Origin of the sequence: Nonomuraea sp. NPDC049141, from assembly GCF_040648415.1 — a bacterium.
Taxonomy (GTDB): domain Bacteria; phylum Actinomycetota; class Actinomycetes; order Streptosporangiales; family Streptosporangiaceae; genus Nonomuraea.
The window spans coordinates 52672-74230 of the sequence record NZ_JBEZDR010000011.1 but is presented as its reverse complement, the minus strand read 5'-3'; the positions used below and the strand labels follow the sequence as shown (position 1 = coordinate 74230).

Sequence of the window (21559 nt, the reverse complement as noted above, 5' to 3'; positions counted from 1 at the left end):
GATCGACTTCCTGCGCCGACGTGGTGTTCGGCTCCGGCATCACCGTGTGGCAGGTGCCCAGGGACGTCGCGTGCGGCCTGCTCCCCGCTTCGGCGTGGACGGCTCCTACCTGCCCGGCTCGAACCAGCCGATCCGGGCGAGCATGCCCAGTCCCCGTGACGAGATCGACATAACCGGCAGGTCGTACACCTCTGATCTTCAGGAAAGTCATGTCCCGAGGAGTTATGTGATCCGCACATCGTTCAACGACGACTGGCAGTTCCGTCCGAAGGTCAATCCTTTCGCCGAACTCGCGGGGACCGCGGTCCCGTTCGAGCCGGTGATCGTGCCGCACGACGCGATGATCACCCGCGACCGCGAGGCCACCACGGACGGCGCCGCGACCGCTTATTTCCCTGGTGGGGCGTACGAGTACCGCAAGACGTTCCTGATGCCCGAGGAGCACCGCGGTAAGCGGATCATGCTGGAGTTCGAGGGCGTCTATCGGGACGCCACCGTGTTCATCAACGGCAACTATGCCGGGCAGCGCCCGTACGGGTACTCGCGGTTCTACATCGACGCCGACCGGTTTCTGCGGTTCGGCGAGAACAACGAGGTCCGGGTGGAGTGCCGGACCCACCAGGACTCGCGCTGGTACTCCGGCGCGGGCATCTACCGCGACACCTGGCTGCTCGTCGGCGAGGTCGTCCGCATCAGCCCGGACGGCGTCCGTGTCACCACCCCGGACATCGATGCCGAACGCGCGGTCGTGGAGGTCGCGACCACGATCGAGAACGACTCCAACGACCTGCGCACCGTCGAGCTGGTCATCGAGATCCGCGATGCCGCGGGAACCGTCGTCGCCTCCGACACCGCGCCGATCACGGTACAACCCCACGAACCGGCCATCGGTCGCCAGCGCATCTACGTCCGCGACCCCGCGCTGTGGAGCCCGGACTCGCCCGCGCTGTACACGTGCGTGGTGTCCATCACGGACATCGACGCCATGGAGGTCGCCTTCGGCATCCGCTCCTTGCGCTTGGACCCCGAGCATGGGTTGCGGATCAACGGCGAGACGGTGAAGCTGCGCGGCGCGTGCGTGCACCACGACAACGGACCGCTGGGGGCCGCGACGTTCGCCCAAGCCGAAGAGCGCCGCGTGCGGCTGCTCAAAAACGCGGGATTCAATGCGATCCGCATGTCGCACCACCCCATGAGCACCGCGATGCTCGACGCCTGTGACCGTCTCGGCATGCTGGTGGTCGATGAAGCGTTCGACATGTGGACCTGGAGCAAGAGCCCGTTCGACTACAGCCTCGACTTCCCGGAATGGTGGGAACGCGATATCGAGGCGATGGTGGCCAAGGACGACAACCATCCCAGCGTCGTCCTCTACTCCCTCGGCAACGAAATTCCCGAAACCGGCACAGCCACCGGGGCCGCATGGGGCCGCAGACTCGCCGAGAAGGTTCGTGCGCTGGACGACACCCGCTTCCTCACCAACGGGATCAACAACCTCCTGGCCCTGCTGCCTGATCTGCGCGTCCAGGAAGGCGACGACACCGGTATCAACACCCTGATGGCCGACAGCGGATTCGACGTGAACGCCGTCGCCGGCTCCGACCTGGTGACCACCCGCACCGCCGAGTCCTACAGCGTGCTCGACGTGGCCGGGATGAACTACTCGGAGATCCGCTACGCGACCGACCGCACGCTGTTCCCGAACCGGATCATCCTGGGCACCGAGACCTTCCCACCCCGCATCGACAACAACTGGCGACTGGTCAAACAGCACAGCCATGTCATCGGCGACTTCACCTGGACCGGCTGGGACTACCTGGGCGAGGTCGGGGTCGGCCGGCCGCAGTACGCCACACCGGATACCCCGCGCCCCACGTTCATGGCGCCGTATCCGTACCTGCTGGCCGATTGCGGGGACATCGACATCACCGGTCACCGGCTTCCTGTCTCCTACTACCGACAGATCGTTTTCGGCCTGCGCGCCCAGCCCTACCTCGCTGTCCAGCGGCCGCAACACCATGGCAAGGCCGTCATCAGCAGCCGGTGGGCCTGGAGTGACACCATCGCCAGCTGGACCTGGCCCGGCCACGAGAGCGCCCCGATCATCGTCGAGGTGTACAGCGACGCGGACGACGTCGAACTTCTCGTCAACGGCCGCTCCTTGGGACGCAAACCGGTCGGCGAACAACACCGCTTCCGCACCGAGTTCGAGATCACCTACGAACCAGGCGAACTGGTCGCGATCGCCTACCGCGACGGCGTCGAATCCGGCCGCGATATCCTCCGCACCGCGACCGGCCCCATCGTGCTGCACGCCGCACCCGATCGACCGGTCATCACGGTCGACGTCGGTGACCTTGCCTATATCACTTTGACCTTGGTCGATTCTGCCGAAACAGTGCACACCGCTGCGGATCGGCCCGTGCGGGTGGACATCTCCGGCGACGGAACGCTGATCGGCTTCGGCAGCGCCGACCCGGCGAACAAGAAAGGATTCAACTCGATCGAGCACCACACCTACCAGGGCCGCGCCCTCGCCGTGGTGAAACCGACCGCACCCGGCACCATCCGCCTGACCGCCACCGCCCCAGACTGCGACCAGGCCGAAGTACTGGTCACGGTCGAAAAGCCGGCCCGGTGACGGCCGGACGTTCGTGACTCACCGGCTCCCATGCTGCAAGGGCTCCTGCCGACCCCGGTCAGACGGTGGCAACGCCGTCCGCGAGCAGCGTGCTGTCGGTCATGAAGGCCGACAGCTTCGAGGCGCGCGATGTCGTCGGGACGCCGGCGCGGCCGATGGGGCTGTTCACCATGAGGGGTCCCAGTAGCTATCGAGCAGAATCCAACGAACCTGCGCTGACGTGGTGCTCCGCGCTGAGATAGAAGGACATCTGCCCTGGCTATCGGTGTTGAGGGCTGGCGGAAGTTCGTCGGCTCAGGTGGGCAGGCGGGTGTTGCCGAGGGAGGCGTGGACGGGAAGTTGGGGTGCCGCGTCGGGTCGGGGACGGGTTGGTTCCGCAGGCTGGTGGCGTCGCAGGGTAGGGAGAACGCTAGGAACGCGAGCTTGATCTCGCGGTCGGGGTCGCCGTTGGCGTGCATCACGACGTCGATGTGGCCGTCGGTGTCACGTTGTAATTAATCTACAATGTAAAGGCGGTGAGCGAACACGATTTACATATCCGTCAACCCACATACAAACCATCAACCGCATCCTGCAGTGAGAAGGGCTTGTTCGGAGCGGCGGCTGGCGTCGGGGCGCGGGTTGTTCGGACCTAGCACCTCGAACAAGTTCCGCATTGGTGCACTACCGACTCTGCGGCGCAGATCACGCAGAGGCTTGGTGTCACGAGGTCAGCGACGCCGTCACCACTGGACGCGGCACGCGCTCGTGGCGGCGAACGGGAGCCTCCGCCTCATACGACGGAATCCTGGACCGGGCCCGCGAATTCCCTGCCGGGACCCGTCCCTTCAGCGCGGCTGGGTTGGGGTGTGAGGGTAATGGCCAATTCGGCGAAGGCGGTGGCCGTTGGGAGCGGGTTGGCGGGCAAGGCGAGAAGGATGGTGCGCTCAGCAGCCGGGTCCAGCGGGATCGCGTGCACGCCCGGGCGATGGGCGGGCAGCGACAGTTCAGGGACGATGCTCACCCCGAGCCCTTCGGCGACCATGGCGAGAATGCTGTTGGTGTCGCGCACCCGGTAGTGGCACTTCAGGCTCGCCCCCGCCGCCCGCGCGAGTGCCGTGATCAGAGGCTCACAGCCGCCCGTGGACATGATGAACGGCTGCCGGGACAGTTCGACCATCGGTACCGAGTCGCGGACGCCCAGTTCGTGACCGCTGGACAGGACAGCCAGCATGCGGTCGGTGGCGAGTGGTCGCGCCATCAACCCTGCAGGGAGCGCGGCCGTGGTGGCCCGTGCGCCCGCCACTCCGGCTGACACAGTGGCGATATCCGCCGCTCCCGTTTCGAGCCACTCCAGCACCTCGTCGTCCGAGCCTTCCATCACCGTGAGCCGCACCTGTGGATGCGCATCCTCGAACCGGCGCAGGATCGGCGGCAGCAGCCGGACGTTGGCGCTGGGGATGACACCGATGCGTAGGCTGCCACGCTCATGCTTCCGGGCTGCGGCCACCTCCTGCTCCAGCGCTTCCACCTGGGTGAGGATGAGTGTGGCGCGGCGGCACACGGCACGCCCAGCCGCCGTCAGGCTCACCCCGTGGTTGCCCCGCACCAGCAGCGCGACCCCGAGTTCGCTCTCCAGGGCGCGCAGCGCGTGGCTGACGGCAGACTGCGTGGTGGCCAGTTCTTCGGCGGCCCGGGTCATGTTGCCGGTGCGTGCGACCGCCTGCAGGATCCTCAGTTGGGTGAAGGTCATAGCGCCGCGCGCAGCAGGCCGACGACCAGCGGGTGCGGGGCCTCAGGACGCGAGCGGGTTTGCGGCACGAACAGTGTGGCCACGTAGTAGGGGTGGCCGGGAATCTCCAACACCCGGGCCTCGCCGTCACCGTCCACTCCTGTGACTGAGAAGCCACCGTCGTGCAGGGTCTCCTGTCGGCTGGGGTCGAGACCGAAGTTGCAGTAATACTCCTCTTCGACCTCGGTCCGTCCGTACAGTGCGGCCACGCGGGTTCCGGGGACCAAGGTGACAGGCATGGTCTTGCCGGCCAGCGAGCAGGCCAGTTCCGACACGAAGAGGGTTGAGGCGTATGGGTCGTACTCTGCGTGCTGGGCGTCCTCGTAGCCGAGCACGTGGCGGGCGTACTCGATGACCATATGCTGGCAGCCGCCGCATGTCCCAAGGGTGGGCACGCTGTGCTCGCGGCCGTGCCGAAGCGCGGCGAGGGCGCCGCGCAGACTGCGGTACGGACTGCCGGGCGCGCACCACAACACGTCGGCGGCCTTGACCTCGGCCAGGTCAGATTCGAGCGGTTTGGTGGCCAGCCAGCGGACGTCCACCTCGATGCCGAGGTGCGCGGCGGCGTGCCGCAGCGCGTCGTCGGTAGCCACGTGCGGAGGAAAAGCCAGGTCGCGGTCGCCAATGACCGCGACGCGCAGAGATCGGTCCATGGCCCCACTATGCGACGTTCCGGCCTGAGCACCAATACCAGACCATGCGTGCGCCATGAGCAATCGCTCATATCCAGGCGGGAAGCCTCGCGGGTTTCGGAACCTCCGTCCCGCACTCACCCAACCGGCCAGCGCACCCAAACCCGCCAGACCCGGCCTCGGACGCCCACCCGGCATCCCTACCCGCCGACCCGCGCCCCGCTACGACGTGGGCAAGACCGTCAAACGCGGCCGCACCCTCGCAGCACTACAACAATCCGGAGGATAAAGAACAAGCTTCGGCATTGGGGGAGAAGGGGGAGCCGGCGGGCGATGGGGAGTGGGCTGGTCGGCTGGCGGCCGATGGGAGTGGTGCTCGCCGTGTCGGCGCGGGCGCGGGGGGTTCAGGCTGTGCAGGCTCGCCGAACACGGCCGTCACTGCTTGGCCCCCGAGGGTGGCCAGAGCGCCGATGGGAGGTCGCAGGGGAGCAGGTGCGGCAGCGAGACCGGCAACTCCCGTAGCGGCAGCCGGTCCGCCGGTTATCCAGGGTTGGAGGACCCTTCCAGCAGGAGAGGACCTGGCCGACCTGGCCACCGACTACAGCGTCGGACGCTCCACCATCCACCGCATCATCCACGAGCCAGAAACCCCCACGTAGAACGCAGGATCATCGTCCCCCAAGCGATCACACACCGGCGTTGGGCGTCACTCTTCGCTCAAAATCATTCTCATCGCCAACGGCTGTTCCTGGGTTCCTCAACTCGATGCCGTGCCGCTGTTTGCACTTCGTGCACCTCTCCTTCCGGAAGGCGTACGGATGGCCGCCTGGGCTGAGTGCGAGCTGCGCAGCCCGTCCAGCACGAGGGTGATGACACCGTCGGCCTCGGCCCGCCAACCGGGGCGGTCATGGGCCGCGCCGATGCCGTGCAGCGCCATCATCACGGCACCGGCATCCACGTCGTCGCGAACGGCGCCGTCCCGCACGGCGGCGGCCACCAGGTCGGTGACAGCCTGCTCCAGCGCCCGGCTGCCCTCGGCGAGGGCACCCGAGCGATCGGCCATGAGCGTGGCCAACGTCCGGGCCATGCCCTCGTGGGCGTCTATGTGGTCGACCATGCCGTGTAGGAAGGTCGCCAAAGCCTCCGCCGCGGGCAGCGTGGCCTGTAGCTGGCGGGCGCGGTCGCACAGCGCGGCGACTTCCCCGTGGTAGACCGCCTCGGCCAGCGCCTCCCGGGTGGGGAAGTGGCGGTACAGCGTGCCGGTGCCCACCCCGGCCAGCTGGGCGAAGTCATCGAAGCGCAGGTCGAAGAAGTCCCCGGCGTCGAAGACCTCTCGTGCCTTGGCGATCAGGACATCGCGGTTGCGTTGGGCGTCGGCCCGCAGCGGCTTGTCGGCGGTCATGCGCTACCTCGCGTTGACAAATGGAGATGATCTCCATATCTTGAAAGAAGTGGAGATTGCCTCCAAATCGATCGTACCCCACGAGGTGCAGCGTGAAGATCCTCATGTTCGGCCGAGGCGTGATCGCCACCATCTACGGCTGGGCCCTGGAACAGGCGGGGCATGACGTCGAGTTCTACGTCCGGCCCGGCCGCGCGGCGACGTACGGGGACGCGGTGGACCTCGACCTGTTCGATACGCGGCGCCGGCTGTGGGGGCAGCGCGTCGCCGAGGAGTGGTCGGTGCGCTACCGCGAGGCGCTGGAGCCGGACCACGACTTCGACCTGATCGTGCTCAGCGTGCCGCACCACCGCCTCGCGGAGGCGACGGCCTTCCTGTCCTCGCGTGTCGGCCAGGCCACGGTGCTGGTCTTCGGCAACATCTGGACCGAGCCGCCGGCCGCGATCGGCGCACTACCGCTCGACCAGATCGCCTGGGGCTTTCCCCAGGCCGGTGGCAGTTTCGGCGCGGACGGCGTGCTCCACGGGGCGCTGCTGCCGTCGGTCATCTTCGGCACACTCGGCCAGCCCCCGACCGACCGGGAACGGGCCGTGCGCCAGGCGTTTCGCGAGGCCGGGCTCCGGATTAAGGAGCAGCCTGACTTCCGCGGCTGGCTGTGGGTCCATTTCGTGTCGGATGCCGGCCTGTTCTCGCAGGGCCTGCGGCTGGGTTCCCTGTCCAAACTGGCCGGGGCAACGGGCGACCTGCGCGAGGGGCTGCTGGCCGGCCGCGAGCTGCTGCCGCTCCTCCAGGCGCGCGGCCTCGACCTGCGACGGCACCGGGGCGGTGTGCTGCTGTTCCGGGCGCCCACCTGGCTGACGGCACCCGTGCTCGCCTGGCTGACTGCTCATGTCGCGCCCGCGCGCGTGAGCCTCACGGCGCACTCCGACCCCGACGCCGAGGAGCCGCGCGAGGTCTGCCGGGACACCCTGGCCGAAGCACGACGGTTGGGCATCTCGGTACCGCGACTGGAAGCGGCGGAACCGAACTTCGCCCGCGAGGGGACAGGTCGAGTCTGAATTTACCGATGTCGTCGGTCCCGGTGGTTCATTGCGGCTCCTTGGTCCACCGCATCCCAGAGCCAAACCCGGTCGCACCGGTCGGCCAACTGCCGTTCACACACGGCTTTCGCTGTCCAGCCTCTAGCGCCTGTCCGTGACGTCGTGGAAGGAAAAGTCATGACTACCGCCGAGAAGCACGAGTTCCCCATGGCCCGTACGTGCCCGTTCACGCCGCCGCCGGCGTACGAAGAGATCCGCGAAGAAGAGCCGGTCTCGCGGGTTCGTCTGCCCGACGGCGGGTGGGCCTGGGTGGTCAGCCGCCACGAAGACGTGCGAACCGTGTTGAACGACCGGCGGTTCAGCGCCGACCGGCAGCATCCGGAGTTCCCGCAGCTGGTCAAGGGCGAGGCGGCGTCCCGGCGGCCGGACGAGGAGCGCGTCCTGATCGCGATGGACGCGCCCGAGCACGGGCCGGCGCGCAAGGCCGTACTCGGCGAGTTCACGGTGCGCCGGTTGGAGGCGCTGCGGCCGCGGATCCAGGAGATCGTCGACGGGCAGATCGACGCGCTGCTGGCCGGGCCGCGGCCCGGTGACCTGGTGGACTCGCTGTCGCTGCCGGTCCCGTCACTGGTGATCTGCGAGATGCTGGGTGTGCCCTACGCCGACCATGAGTTCTTCCAGGAGCACACGGTGAAGGTGATCAAGCAGTCGACGCCGCCCGAGGAGCGGTGGGCGGCCGCGAAAGCCGTCCAGGGCTATATGGCCGACCTCATCGCGGAGAAGGAAGAGAACCCGCCGGACGACCTGCTCGGGCGGCAGATCATCAAGCTGCGCGCGGACGGCACCTACCGGCGGACGTCACTGGCCGGCATGGGCTTCCTGCTGCTCGTGGCCGGCCACGAGACGACGGCGAACATGATCTCGCTGTCGACCGTGGCGTTCCTGCGCAACCCGGAGCAGCTCTCGATGATCAAGGCCGACCCGGGCAAAACGCTCAACGCGGTCGAGGAGATGCTGAGGTACTTCACGATCATCGACGTGGCGACGGCCCGGCTGTGCGTCGAGGACATCGAGGTCGGCGGGCAGCTGATCCGCGCCGGCGAAGGAGTGCTGGCGCTAGGTTATTCGGCCAACCGGGACCCGCGGGCATTCGAGAACCCGGACGAGCTCGACATCGAGCGCGGCGCGCGCCACCACGTCGCGTTCGGGTTCGGGCCGCACCAGTGTCTGGGCCAGAACTTGGCTCGGATGGAGCTACAGATCGTGTTCGACACGCTGTTCGGCCGCGTCCCCACGCTGGAGCTGGCGGTGGATGTCGACGAGCTGCCGTTCAAGGACGACGCGAACATCTATGGCCTGTACCAGCTCCCGGTGACCTGGTAGCGGACGAACTGCCATCCCCATCTCAGGAGGAGAGGGCCATGAAGATCATCGTGGACACCGGCAGGTGCGTCGGTGCCGGACAGTGTGTGCTCACTGAGCCCGAGCTGTTCGACCAGAGCGAGGACGACGGCACAATCATCGTGCTGAACGAGACGCCGGAGGGCGAGCTGGTCGAGAAGGCCCGCGAAGCGGTGCACGTGTGCCCCAGCCGGGCCCTCTCCCTGGAGGAGTGAGTCAATCCGTGGATGGCCTTACAGCCTGAAAGGATCACGCTGATCGGTGTGGGACGCCGAACGGCGCGTCTCCGCTCAAACAGGGAGAACTCTCACAATGCGGCACTAGGTCGTCACTGCCGTGTGACATGTGCGCCGGTCCGACTCGGATCATGCTGACGTCGTGGCCGGCGCGTTGATGGAGCTTGTCTTCCAGCTCGGCGCCGGTTGGCGGGGTCGGCCTCGGCCGTGAGCGCGATTCGAGGGCCCCCGGCGAACGCGGACGAGTTCGTCGGCTTCCAGCCCGATCCGCTGGCCCGGTTCGTGCTCGATGCCTGCTTCGGCAAGGCGCTACGCGAAGCCAAACCTTCCACCCGTACCGGCCGAGCAGTCGCGCTGACGATCTGCTTCCCATTCCCGGAGCCGCACCACCACCTCGGTCCTGGGATCAGTCCCCTACGAGCTGACCAGCGCTAGATCGAGCACGTCGATGCCGACTGGGGTGCGCTCGGTCGCGATCCGGCTCATCGACCACGGACCGGGGAAGCGGTGCAGCAGTGCGTGAACCGCGATGGCGACCTCGTGGCGGGCCAGGTGCGCGCCGAGGCAGAAGTGCACCCCGTGGCCGAAGGAAAGGTGTTCGTTGGGCGTTCGGTCGGGCCGGAACTCGTGCGGCTCGGCGAACACCCGGGGGTCCCGGTTGGCCGAAAGCACCATGGCGATTACCCGCCGGCCGGTCTCGATGGGGTGCCCGGCGATGGTGGTCGGACCGGTGGTGAACCGGTCGGTGCCACCGATCGGGGGTAGGAACCGCAGCACCTCCTCGATGGCAGCGGGTATCAGTCCAGGGTCAGCACGCAGCCGGGCCAGTGCTTCCGGGTGAGCCGCCAGGCACAGCACGATGTTGACCAGCAGGGTTTTGGTCGTCTCGTGGCCGTTGATGAGCAGCAGCGTGCAGAAGTTGAGCAATTCCTCGTCGGAGAGCCGGCTGCCGTCCGGTTCGGCGGCCAGCAGAGTGTCGATCACGTCGCCTTGGGGTCGGGCCCGGTGTTCGGCGAACACCTGGCGAAAGTACTCGGCCAGTTCGGCGTGCGCGGTGCGGAACGCGGCCTGACGCACCGGGTCCTCGCTGAACGAGCCGGCGAAGGAAGTGATCGCCTCGGTCCAGCGCACGAAGTCCGGTTGTCGGTCCGCTTCCACTCCGAGCAGCGCGGCGATGGTGCGCACCGGCAACGGGAGACCGAGCCGGCCGATCACGTCCAACTCACCGTCCACCTCGGCCAGTTGGGTCCGCACGGTATCGGTGATCGAGGGAAGCAACGCCCGGATCGCGCGGGGTGTGAAGGCCCGGCTGACCAGCCGGCGCAGCAGGTGGTGCCGGGGCGGGTCGATCGCCGACAGGCCGCCGAGAATCGGGTTGTCCCGGTGTGGCACGGGTTGCGCGCTGTAGCGCAGCTCGTCGGACGAGAACGCCGGGTAGTCGGCGAGCACCTGCTTCACCTCGGTGTAGCCGTGCACCACCCAGGCCTCGAACGGTTCGACGAAACGCACCCCGTCCCCGGCGAGACCGTCCCGTGCGCTCTGCCGGTACCAGTCGAGGATCTCCCTGACAACATCATCAGCCATGCGTCGAGTGTGTTAGCCCCGGCTGGTCGAGGCTTGGAGAAAACGGACATCCGGCAGCAACGTGGTCGGCGGCGCCCCCATCGCGTACCGGAACTCGGCCAGCAGGTGCGCCTGGTCGTAGCAGCCGCTGCGCACGGCGATGGCCGCCCAGTCCGGACGCTCGCCCTTGGCCACCGCGGCGAGCGCCGCGGCGAGCGCGTGGTGCAGCCGCACCACCCGCACGTAGGACTTGGGCCGCAGCCCGACCGCCACCCCGAACCGCCGCCGTAGTTGCCGCTCGGACAACCCGGCCCGGGCGGCATGCTGGACTACCGGCGTACCTGGCGCCGCGTGCATCGCCGCCAGTACGACGCGCACCCGCTCGTCGACCCGGCATTGCCCGGCCCGCGCCCGCACCAGTGCCAACGCCCCGGCCAGCCGCTCGGTCACCGACCCGGCCGGCTGCCCGACCTCGATGGGCGCCCCGGCCAGCGGCACCTCGTCGGCTGCGACCCCAAACAGTCCGGTCACCGTCCCCGGTCGCAGCCGCACCCCGACCAGGGGCCCGCCCTCGGGCAGCGGTCCCTGCCGGACTCGTGTCTCCGGCCCGGCCAGCCAGCATGCCCCGTCCGGCATGACCAGCAGGTCGACGGCAGGTTGCGGCAACCCTCTCGGCACCGCGTCGCCATCCAGCACCCAGCTCCCGGCCACCAGATGGGCCAGGTCGGCAGGCACGGCCAAAGCGGTCACCAGTGCAGTCAACCCGGCGACCGCCTCGTTCGCCAGCGATTAAGCGGACCACGGACGCGGGACGGAGCACGCGGGAGGGGCTCCGCAGGATCGGGCCGGCCTCAATCTCCCCGAACTCACGCCCTTCGTGCGCCCCGGCCCCTGAAAGGCCGTGAGTTCCGGCTGAAGAGCCTTGAACAACGTCGAACCCACGGCCGACGTGTCGGTAATGAAGCTGTCATGAAGTACACGCGATCGCGTCCGCCCAGGTCAGCGGGATGCGTGTAGGGGGACAGAGTTACCATCCCGTCGGGTGTACTCGTTCGGTCGTGGGGTCTGCCACCAGGTCAACGTGATCGCGTGTACCTGGTGGGACGGATCATCCGCCGTGGCCCCGGCTATTCGGTCCGTGTGGTGGCCCCGCTTGCGCTTCACCGCGCCGTGCTGGAGCAAAGTGCGGCCGCTGCCGGCAGTGCCGGCCCGGCTGAGCGCAAGGCGCACCGGGTGTACGCCGCCCGCGTCGCAGCCGTCCAGGCAACCCGACTGCATGGGGGCATGACCTGCGGAAACCCTCCGGCGAGACGCATTCGAACGAAAGTCACGGCAAGCCGCTCAACTCTGCTCTGCTGATGGGACTTTTCGTTCGAATGCTCGTCATGCCCCAGGTCCTACTCAACCACAAGACCGGCCTGCCGGGCCGCTGCCACGACGACATTGGCGAACGCCTCGTATGCCAAGCTGTCCTGCCCCCCGCCAAAGTCCTGGGTATCGCGGTATTCGACGATCACCGCGGGCGATTCCCTGGTGGCGTTCATCTTGCCCATGGAATAAGTGAACATCCCAACGGGCCGAGCCGCGTGCGGGGTATGCGCGGGATACCCGAGCGGAGGGGAGAGCTTGTCATAGTCGCCGCCGCGCGGCCCCATCCCGGTCACGTCCTGATCGAGGTCGGCCGCCGTCCCTGGGTCGCCATGACGGATCGAGTCGAGCCATTCGCCGATCGTGAGCGGGTTGGCGAACAGGTCCCTTTTGTTGCCGAGACTGTACGGCCGGGGGCAGACCCGGCCGGACTTGACATCAGGGGTGAGGTTGTTGTTCACCTTCGCGTCGAAGGCCGTTCGGTCCTGGTCTTCCAGGACCATCCGGTAGAGGGAGCGCAGGTTCGTGCGGGGCAGCAGGGGAAAGCCCGCTTTGGGTCCATCGTCACTGGTGAGGGTCTGCGTGGCGAAAACCCACATGCTGTAGTGGAGCAGCACGACGAAGGCGTAGAGCGTCGGGCTCGGGTTCATGCCCTTCAACCAGGCTTCGGCGCGTTCGATGATCGCGCCATCGAACGACCCCAGCCGTGCAGGTAAGTTCACAAGCGGGACATCCAACGTAGCTTGGACCACACCACGAGTCTTTGCCCCCTCGCGGGCGCCGGGGGCGCCGACGGCCAGACGGTCGTCCCGGGGGAAGACGACCGGTGCTGCGGGAGCGGGGGTGAAGTTCCACTGGACGATCGGATCGTGCAGCGTGAGAATCAGCAGGTTCCCGTACGCGGTACCCAGCGTGAGCGCTGGCTTGTTGCTCGGCGGAACCTCTTGGGTCCCGACTTTCAGCCGTCCGCCCTGCTTCATCATGACCGGTAACAGAACGCCCCGCTGGAGGTTGGCCATACGTACAGGCTTTTTGCTTTCGCTGTCCACTACCAGATTCGAGTCCGCGGCGAAGAATTTCCCGAGCTCTGGTGAAAGCCGCTCGATCTCCACTGTTCGGCCCGTGATCAGGGTCAGTAGATCGCCGATGAACAGAAGTTGTTGGCGCAGAGCCACCCAGGTCTCTACGGGATCGCTGATGATCTCGACCTCGCCCCCGTCGGATTCGATCGCGATGCCTGCGTTTTCGCTGTAGAAGACCCTTCCTTTGGAAGGGACATCGCCGCACGGGTGCCAGGAGCCGGCGTCTTGGTGGTAGAACCTGAGGTCGGTGTGTGGGAACTGCCATTCGAACCCGATCCTCGGCATGATGCCCCTCCCATCGTTGGACGTTGTCGTCCTCTGTCTAGAGGATTCGGCGCGGGTCTTTGATACATGTCTGGATGAGACAGGGTAGGAGCCTCCTCATGGGGTGCGGGCGATCCGCAGCGTCGCCTCGACCGTCCAGGCCGAGGCGACCACCCCGAGCAGGGCCAGTGCGACGGCGGCCCGCCCCCCGTCCTGCGTGCCGCGCGACGTCGCGGTACATCGTCGCGGTCGCCGCCACCCCGGCCCGTGCGCCGGCCCCCCACATCACCTCGGTGGATGCGGTCAGGGTCCCGGCGAGGCAGAGCATCGCCGAGGCCAGCAGCCCCAGCCCGCCGAGCGCCTGCGCTCTCATGTTCGTCGTCAGGGCCGGCGGTGCGTCGGCGGGATCGGGTCGGGTCGTGCTCGGCAGCGATGTGAGCGGAGATTTCTTCGCCCAGGCGGATGTCGTGGCCGAGGCTGGCCAGGTGCTGGTGGCGCCGGGCTGGGTAGCCATTGTCACAATTGGCGCGCAAGTGCTGCCAGGCGGCGCGTCAACAGTGACGATATCGGTGTGATCGGGCAAGGACGCGGCTGGCGGATCCTGCTCGCCACGCTGTCCATCATTTCCGTCGCTGCGCTGGTGGTCGCGGTATGGCGTGCGTACACACCGGGTGAGGCGGTAAATCTTGCTGATGTCGCCGCCGTAACATTGGCCGCAGCCACGACCATTGGCGCCGTCGGGATATGGAGCCGGCGCCCCCCAACCGAGGCAATGCCGACCGAAGCCGATATTGACACTGCCGCACGGGTACTGGCCGGGCTCGTGGAACGGCAGTGGCGCGCCGAAGCCCGGCACCGTCTGCTGGATGACCCCGATCCGATCCCGGTGCAATGGCAGCTCATCAAGAACAAGAGCGTGATGAGCCACCCCTATTTGATCGCTCCCGAGACCTTCACCTTCACCGGCGGCACCAGTGACATCGCCGAATTGGCGAGGCGCTTTCGTGCATTGAAACGAGGACGGCTGGTCATCACCGGCGCGGCAGGCATGGGCAAGACCACCCTGGCGGTACAGCTGCTGCTGCAGTTGCTGTCCACACGACGAGCCGATCAGGCCGATCACGCCGAAGCGAGCGCGCCGGTGCCGGTGCTATTGCCGGTTTCCGGCTGGGACATCACGCTCTATCCCCGGCTGCACGAGTGGCTTGCGGCGCGCCTAGTCCAGGACTACCCCGCGCTGGCTGCCCCACAGCTCGTCCGGGGCGCCGCCGCACTAGTGCAAGACGGGCATGTTCTGCCCATCCTGGACGGCCTGGACGAAATTCCCGGCCAATCTCGCCCCAAGATCATCAACGCGCTCAACGACTCACTGACTCACCGCGACCAACTCATCATCACCAGCCGCACCACCGAGTTCACCAGCGCAATTACCCAAAATGGCCGGCCGCTCAATGCCGCCCTGGTCATCGAGCCCAAGGCCCTCACGCGCGATGCGGCAGCCCACTATCTGACCACCTGCCTGCCCGGATCCCTGCCGCCCGCGTGGGAGAAAGTCCTGGCCGCGCTGCGTTCCGGCGCCCTGCGTGGCCTGACCCAACTCGCGGCGACTCCCCTGGGGTTGTGGCAGATTCGTACCGTCTACCAGGCCCCTGGAGCCGGCCCCACGTCGTTGACCGGCCCCTTGGGCGCCCACCCGTCTCCGGGCCGCTGACGTCCGGGCCACGGTCCTCGCCACGGATCTTTGCCATGGACAGCGTCACGAAGCGCGCCAAGGCCAGGGCATACTGTTCCGCCGCCCGGCACGCCTCACCGAGGATGAGCCCGGCACATCTCGGGGTGATCGGTATCCGCTGATCGGACTGCGAGGCGGGCCGCATCGGCACATCGGTCGTGGGCGGTCTGGCGTCGTTGAAGTGCCGTTTCGTCTGAGGGATTTGTGCGCGTTGGGCGCTCTCTCCCGCAGGGCCGTCTGGACAGGTCGGGGTGTTGGAACGGGCGGTGGAACGCGGTGGAACGCCCTTCTAGGTAGGGCGGCTCTGCCTCGGGGTTATGCCATCGCGGAGCCGCCGGGGGGTTCATGCCGGCCACCGGGGTGCGTGGTCGGCGCCGGCTCGTCCACTCCAAGGAGGATGCAGTGATCGACCGTGTCCAAGACCGGTCCGGCCGAGGCTCGCGGATCGAGCCCGCGGCCGGAGAGCGGGATGAGCGATGACGGGGGAGCCCGTTCCCGGGATGCGGGATTTCCGGCTGATGGTGGCGCCGGAGCCGTTCGACCCCGCGGAAGCGGAACCATCCCACCAAAAACCGTCCCACCAAGAACCGCCCCCCAGCGAGTCGTCCCAACGCGAGCGCCCCGCCGCGGCGGGCGTGGCGCGAGGGACGGTCGTGCAGGTCGCGGCGTTGCTGAGCGAGCCCGACATCGCCCGCCTCAAGGCGTCGTACGGCCTGCGCCTGGACAAGTTCATCCCGAACCTGGCCTACCTCGAACGACTCGACACCGCGACCGCCGACCGGGTACGCGCGGACTTCCTGGTCCGGGCGGTCATCCCGTTCCCGCAGGCGTCGAAGCTCGCCCCCACGATCCCCGCCACCGGGCCGCTCGACCTGACGATGGTGCTGTTCGAGGACTCGGACCCCGTCGCCGTCACGGCGAGTCTGACCGCGATCGGCGCGCGTGACATCGCCACGACCGACGACCGGGAGAGCGGCGGGCGGTTGCGGTTGCACCTCACGCTCGACGATCCGTCCAGGGTCGCCCAGGCCGCGGCGATCGACGACGTCATCTGGATCGAGCCCGAGCCCGAGTTCACCCTCATGGACGCCGGGGCGGCACGGGTGATCCAGTCGGGCGACCCGTCCAGCGGCCCGGTCTGGATCCACAACATGCACGGCGAGGACCAGGTGATCGGGATGATCGACCAGGGCGGCGTCGACCTGGATCACTGCTTCTTCGCCGACAACCCGCCGAACAAGCCCGGTCCGAACCATCGCAAGGTGGTCCGGGCATTCAACGAAGGCGTCGTCGGCCGGCACTTCATGTTCATGGCCGGCATCATCGCCGGTGACCAGCTCGGCTTCTCCGGCAATCACCCGAACCGTGGCGGCGCGTGGGCCGCCAAGCTCGTCACCCGCAGCCTCGGGGACCTGAAGCGAGAGAAGATCAGTACGGGTTTCCTGGCCTTCAGCCTGGAGACCCTGCTGAAGGCGGCGAGCGACGAAGGTGCGCGCGTCCACAACCTGAGCTGGGGGACCGGCAAGGTGGCGGCCTACGACGTGATCGCCCAGGACGCGGACAAGTTCAGCTTCGAGCACGAGGAGCAGTTGCTGGTCGCGGCCGGCCAGAACGTGGAGGACGGGCCGGAGAACCTGCCGCCCGGGATCGCGTTCAACACGCTCTGCGTCGCGGCCACGAAAGCCTTCCCCGACCACATGTCGCGGGGAAACGGGGTGAACGGGCCGACGCCCGACGGCCGCCGCAAGCCGGACCTCATGGCGGTCGGCTGCGGCATCACCACCTCGACGATCCCTACGCCCCCTCCCAAAGGCCCGTTCTGCGACGTGGAAACGATCGCGTGCGGCTGCAGCGCCGCGACGGCGAACACGTCGGCCGCGGCCGCGCTGGTGCGCCAGTACTTCCAGAGGGGCTTCTACCCGGCCGGCGAACCGCGCCAGGACAAGGTCATCAAGCAGCCGTCAGGAGCGCTGATCAAGGCGGTGCTGCTCAACTCGACCGTCCGCATGACCGATCATCCCGGCTACCCGAACGACATCACGGGCTGGGGGATCATCCAGCTCGACCGGACGCTGTTCTTCAAGGACTCCTCCACCCGCAGGCTGATCGTCAAGGATGTCCCGAAGAGCGCCGGCCTGCGGATGGACGAGACGCGTACGTCCCAGTTCTTCGTCAACAGCGGCACGGAGCCGCTGAAGATCACTCTGGTGTGGGTCAACCGGCCGTCGTCCGACCAGAACATGCCGCATCCCCGGGTGGACGCCATCAGGTTCGAGGTGGAGGACTCCCAAGGCAACTTCTACATGGGCAACGACTTCGACGGGATCGCCGGGGTCTCGCGGAAGCTGGCCACGGCCCCGGCCAACCCGCCGGACGCGATCAACAACGTCCAGATGGTCATCGTGCAACAGCCCACTCCAGGGACCTGGAGGATCAGGCTGCGCCAGTCCGGGCACCGGGAGAAACAGCGCTACGCGCTCGTGGTCTCCGGTGACGTCCTCGTGGACGAGCTATGACGGGCCGGAGCCCCGACTTCCGGCTGCTGGTGGGGCCGGAGCCGTTCGATCCCGCGGAGCTCGCACAAGAGAGCGCGACCGCCGGGGCGCGGGCGACGGTTGTGCAGGTCGCGGCGTCGCTGAGCGAGCCGGACATCGCCCGGCTCAAGGCGGCGTACGGGCTGCGGCTGGACCGGTTCGTCCCGAATCTGGCCTACCTCGAACGGCTGGACACCGCGACCGCCGACCGGGTACGCGCGGACTTCCTGGTCCGGGCGGTCACCCCGTTCCCGCAGGCGTCCAAGCTCTCGCCCGACATCCCGGCGACTGGGCCGCTCACCCTGGTGGCGGTGCTGTTCGACGACTCGGACGCCGATGCCGTCACGGCGAGTCTGACCGCCATCGGCGCACACGACGTCGCGACGAGCGACGCCCGCGAGTTCGGCGGCAGGCTGCGCCTGGTCTTCGGGCTCGACGACGCGACCAGGCTCGCCCAGGTCGCGGCGCTGGACGACGTCACGTGGCTCGAACCGGCGCCCGCGGTCGAGAACCAGGACGTGCCGTCCGCCCAGACGCTCCAGTCCGGCGACCCGGCCCGGGGCACCGTGTGGGATCAGCACCTGCACGGCGAGGAGCAGGTGATCCAGATCATCGAAGAGGGCACGCTCGACCTCAACCACTGCTTCTTCGCCGACACCGCCCCGAACAGGCCAGGCCCGGGTCATCGCAAGGTACGCGCGCTGTTCAAAAGGGCCAACACCGCGCTCGACAGCCACTTCATGAAGGTCGCGGGCATCCTCGCCGGCGACGAGATCGGCAACTCCGGCCAGCACCAGGACCGCGGCGGCGCCTGGGCCGCGAAGATCGTCGGCAACGACAGCGCCGCGCTGCGCGACCTGGGCCCGGATCACCGCAGTGTCCACCAGTTCCTGGAGGACGGGAGGGGCGTCGGCGCGACCATCCACAACTTCAGTTGGGTCAACGCCATCACCGTCCGCTACGAGTCCACCGCCCGGGACGTGGACGCGTTCTGTTTCGCCCACGAGGAGCAGGTGGTGGTCGCCGGCGGGCCGAACACGCGGCCGAACGCGAAGAACCTGCCGCCCGGCATCGCGCTCAACGCGATCTGCGTCGCGGCGGCCAGGGCCCACCCCGGCCACATGTCGCGGGGCAGCGGCGTGGACGGGCCGTCGTTCGACAGCCGCCGCAAGCCGGACCTGATGGCCGTCGGCTGCGGCATCAGGACCTCCGTCCTGCCGCCCGCGCCGCCCCAGGGCCTGTACTGCGACACCGCCCTCCAGGCGTGCGGCACCAGCTTCGCGACGCCGAACGCGTCGGCCGCCGCCGCCCTTGTACGCCAGTACTTCACGCAGGGCTTCTACCCGAACGGCAAGGCCGAGCAGGACAAGGTCGTCAAGCAGCCGTCAGGCGCGCTGATCAAGGCGGTGCTGCTGAACGCGACCGTCGACATGACCGGCCACCCCGGCTATCCGAGCGACATCGAGGGCTGGGGGCTCATCCAGCTCGACCGGGCCCTGTTCTTCGAGAACGGCACGCGCAAGCTGATCGTGCACGACGTCCGGCGCGCCGCCGCCCTGGGGACGTCCACGACCCGCTCGTACGGCTTCACCGTCGACAACGCGGGCGAGCAGTTGAAGATCACCTTCGTCTGGACGAGCAAGGCGATGACCGAGGTGGCGCCGTTCACCCCGGACCCCATCCGGTTCGAGGTGGAGGACCCCGCCGGGGGCTTCTACGTGGGCAACGACTTCGACGTGCCCAACGGCGTCTCGCGGAAGCTGGCGGCGCCCCCGAAAGCGCCGCCCGACATCGCCAACAACGTCCAGATGGTCGTCGTGAACAACCCCGCTCCCGGCGCCTGGACGATCCGGCTCCGCCCCGTGCTCACGCGGGCGCCGCAGGGCTTCGCGCTGGTGATCACGGGGGGTGTGCGATGAGGAGTGAGGGACAGGACTTCCGGCTGCTGGTGGGGCCGGAGCCGTTCGATCCTGTAGAGCTCGCACAAGAGAGCGCGGCGGCCGGGGCGCGGGCGACGGTCGTGCAGGTCGCGGCGTCTCTGAGCGAGCCGGACATCGCCCGGCTCAAGGCGGCGTACGGGCTGCGCCTGGACCGGTTCATCCCGAATCTGGCCTACCTCGAACGACTGGACACCGCCACGGCCGACCGGGTACGCGCGGACTTCCTGGTCCGGGCCGTCACCCCGTTCCCGCAAGGGTCCAAGCTCTCCCCGGACATCCCGGCGACCGGGCCGCTCGACCTGGTGGCGGTGCTGTTCGACGACTCGGACGCCGACGCCGTCACGGCCGCGCTGACGACGATCGGTGCGCACGACATCGCCACGGTCGACGGCCGGGCGTTCGGCGGGCGGCTGCGGCTGCGTCTCACGTTGGACGACGCGGCCAAGGTCGCCCAGGTCGCGGCGCTGGAGGACGTCACGTGGCTCGAACCGGTGCCTGCGATCGTCGACGCGGACGTGCCCTCCGCCCAGACGACCCAGTCCGGCGACCCGGCCCGCGGCACGATCTGGGCGCACGACCTGCACGGCGAGGGGCAGGTGATCCAGGTCATCGAACGGGGCACGCTCGACCTCAACCACTGCTTCTTCGCCGACGCCGCGCCGAACAAGCCGGGGCCGGGTCATCGCAAGGTCCGTGAGCTGTTCAACCCGAGAGGGGCCCCGCCCCGCGACCACTTCATGAAGGTCGCGGGCATCGCGGCCGGTGACGAGCTGGGCAACTCCGGTCAGCACCAGGACCGCGGCGGCGCCTGGGCCGCGAAGATCGTCGGCCACGACGCCAACCTGATCCTCGCGCCGCCGGACAAGACCTCGCCGGACAAGGACCGCCGCCCGCGCAGCCTGCAGGAGCTGCTGGAGGACGGGAGGGGCGCCGGCGCGACCATCCACAACCTGAGCTGGAGCACCAATATCCGCTACGACGTCGCCGCCCGCGACCTGGACGCGTTCTGCCTCGCCCGCGAGGAACAGGTGGTCATCGTCGCCGGCGAGAACACGGGGGTGAGTCCGAAGAACGCCTCGCCCAGCGTGGCGTTCAACGCGCTCTGCGTGGCGGCGGCCAGGGCCCACCCCGACCACATGACGCGGGGCAGCGGCGTGGACGGGCCGTCGTTCGACGGCCGCCGCAAGCCGGAGCTGATGGCCGTCGGCTGCGACATCAGGACCTCCGTCCTGCCGCCCACACCGTCCACGGGCCTGTACTGCGACACCGCCGTCCAGGCCCGGTGCCACACCAGTTTCGCGACGCCGAACGTCTCGGCCGCGGCCGCCCTCGTACGCCAGTACTTCACGCAGGGCTGGTACCCCAAGGGCAGGCCGGTGGACGGCAACCGCATCCCCAGCCCGTCAGGAGCGCTGATCAGGGCGGTGCTGCTGAACGCGACCGTCGACATGAGCGGTCATCCCGGCTACCCGACCGACACCGAGGGCTGGGGGCTCATCCAGCTCGACCGCACGCTCTTCTTCGACGGCGCGGGCGCGAGCACCCGTTCGATGGTCGCGATCGACATCCCGAGCCGAGCCGGTCTGCGCATGGCCGAGAACCGCACGTACCGCTTCTTCGTCCATGACGCCCACGAGCCGTTGAAGATCACCTTCGTGTGGGCGAACCGGCCGCCGTCCGAGAACCAGACCACTCCCACCGTGCAGACGATCAGGTTCGAGGTCGAGGACCCCGCCGGGAACCTCTACGCGGGCAACGACTTCGACGTGCCCAGCGGCTTCTCCCGGCAGCGCAAGACCAGCCCGCCCGTTCCGCCAGACATCACCAACAACGTCCAGATGGTCGTCCTGCCGAGCCCCGTCATCGGTACGTGGATGATCCGGCTCCGCCCGTTCCTGAATCTTGACACCCAAGGTTACGCGCTGGTCATATCCGGCGGCGTGATCTAGACCG

The 21559-nt window shown here is 68.2% G+C and carries 16 protein-coding genes; 10 read left to right on the top strand and 6 right to left on the bottom strand.

Annotated elements, in window-relative coordinates; genetic code table 11:
• Positions 1-70: 70 nt before the first annotated feature.
• Entirely contained in the window at positions 71-2641 is a 2571-nt protein-coding gene (locus tag AB0B91_RS31430; RefSeq protein ID WP_358327206.1) for a glycoside hydrolase family 2 TIM barrel-domain containing protein, read from the top strand.
• A gap of 772 nt (positions 2642-3413) precedes the next feature.
• Here AB0B91_RS31430 and AB0B91_RS31425 read toward each other — a convergent pair.
• The 3 genes from AB0B91_RS31425 to AB0B91_RS31415 form a co-directional block, all read right to left on the bottom strand.
• Positions 3414-4373, bottom strand: a complete 960-nt coding sequence (locus AB0B91_RS31425) for a LysR family transcriptional regulator (protein ID WP_358327204.1) — start codon at positions 4371-4373, stop codon at positions 3414-3416.
• Positions 4370-5065 carry a hypothetical protein gene (locus tag AB0B91_RS31420; RefSeq protein WP_358327202.1) on the bottom strand — a complete coding sequence of 232 codons (696 nt, stop codon included), beginning with the start codon at positions 5063-5065 and terminating at the stop codon, positions 4370-4372. The genes AB0B91_RS31425 and AB0B91_RS31420 overlap by 4 nt, the downstream gene beginning before the upstream one ends.
• 736 nt (positions 5066-5801) lie before the next feature.
• Positions 5802-6446 carry a TetR/AcrR family transcriptional regulator gene (locus AB0B91_RS31415; protein WP_358327200.1) on the bottom strand — a complete coding sequence of 215 codons (645 nt, stop codon included), beginning with the start codon at positions 6444-6446 and terminating at the stop codon, positions 5802-5804.
• 92 nt (positions 6447-6538) lie between these two features.
• Between AB0B91_RS31415 and AB0B91_RS31410 the strand changes: the two genes are divergently transcribed.
• From AB0B91_RS31410 to AB0B91_RS31395, 4 genes are all read left to right on the top strand, one after another.
• Positions 6539-7504: a 2-dehydropantoate 2-reductase N-terminal domain-containing protein gene (locus AB0B91_RS31410; protein WP_358327198.1), complete on the top strand. Its 966-nt coding sequence runs from the start codon at positions 6539-6541 to the stop codon at positions 7502-7504.
• Between the two features lie 159 nt (positions 7505-7663).
• On the top strand, positions 7664-8869 hold the full coding sequence (locus tag AB0B91_RS31405; RefSeq protein ID WP_358327196.1) for a cytochrome P450: 1206 nt from the start codon (positions 7664-7666) through the stop codon (positions 8867-8869).
• A 38-nt stretch (positions 8870-8907) separates the two neighbouring features.
• A complete protein-coding gene (locus AB0B91_RS31400) occupies positions 8908-9102 on the top strand; it encodes a ferredoxin (protein ID WP_358327194.1) in 195 nt (64 codons plus the stop codon).
• A gap of 228 nt (positions 9103-9330) precedes the next feature.
• On the top strand, positions 9331-9558 hold the full coding sequence (locus AB0B91_RS31395; RefSeq protein WP_358327192.1) for a hypothetical protein: 228 nt from the start codon (positions 9331-9333) through the stop codon (positions 9556-9558).
• Here the strand turns inward: AB0B91_RS31395 and AB0B91_RS31390 are convergent.
• The 3 genes from AB0B91_RS31390 to AB0B91_RS31380 all read right to left on the bottom strand — a co-directional run bounded on the left by AB0B91_RS31390 (position 9538) and on the right by AB0B91_RS31380 (position 13421).
• Positions 9538-10707, bottom strand: a complete 1170-nt coding sequence (locus AB0B91_RS31390; protein WP_358327190.1) for a cytochrome P450 — start codon at positions 10705-10707, stop codon at positions 9538-9540. The genes AB0B91_RS31395 and AB0B91_RS31390 overlap by 21 nt on opposite strands.
• Before the next feature lie 12 nt (positions 10708-10719).
• Complete coding sequence (locus tag AB0B91_RS31385; RefSeq protein ID WP_358327188.1) at positions 10720-11436, bottom strand: helix-turn-helix domain-containing protein; 717 nt, start codon at positions 11434-11436, stop codon at positions 10720-10722.
• A gap of 647 nt (positions 11437-12083) precedes the next feature.
• Complete coding sequence (locus tag AB0B91_RS31380; RefSeq protein ID WP_358327187.1) at positions 12084-13421, bottom strand: hypothetical protein; 1338 nt, start codon at positions 13419-13421, stop codon at positions 12084-12086.
• Positions 13422-13771: 350 nt separating this feature from the next.
• Between AB0B91_RS31380 and AB0B91_RS31375 the strand changes: the two genes are divergently transcribed.
• The 5 genes from AB0B91_RS31375 (at position 13772) to AB0B91_RS31355 (ending at position 21555) form a co-directional block, all read left to right on the top strand.
• On the top strand, positions 13772-13975 hold the full coding sequence (locus AB0B91_RS31375) for a hypothetical protein (RefSeq protein ID WP_358327185.1): 204 nt from the start codon (positions 13772-13774) through the stop codon (positions 13973-13975).
• Positions 13972-15111: an NACHT domain-containing protein gene (locus AB0B91_RS31370; protein ID WP_358327183.1), complete on the top strand. Its 1140-nt coding sequence runs from the start codon at positions 13972-13974 to the stop codon at positions 15109-15111. Before AB0B91_RS31375 ends, AB0B91_RS31370 begins: the two co-directional genes overlap by 4 nt.
• Positions 15112-15608: 497 nt before the next feature.
• Positions 15609-17648, top strand: a complete 2040-nt coding sequence (locus AB0B91_RS31365) for a S8 family serine peptidase (RefSeq protein ID WP_358327181.1) — start codon at positions 15609-15611, stop codon at positions 17646-17648.
• Positions 17645-19585, top strand: coding sequence for a S8 family serine peptidase (locus AB0B91_RS31360; RefSeq protein ID WP_358327179.1), 1941 nt, complete (start codon positions 17645-17647; stop codon positions 19583-19585). The genes AB0B91_RS31365 and AB0B91_RS31360 overlap by 4 nt, the downstream gene beginning before the upstream one ends.
• The gene (locus AB0B91_RS31355) at positions 19582-21555 is read left to right on the top strand and encodes a S8 family serine peptidase (protein WP_358327177.1); all 1974 of its coding nucleotides are present in this window, start codon (positions 19582-19584) and stop codon (positions 21553-21555) included. Before AB0B91_RS31360 ends, AB0B91_RS31355 begins: the two co-directional genes overlap by 4 nt.
• Positions 21556-21559: the final 4 nt, after the last annotated feature.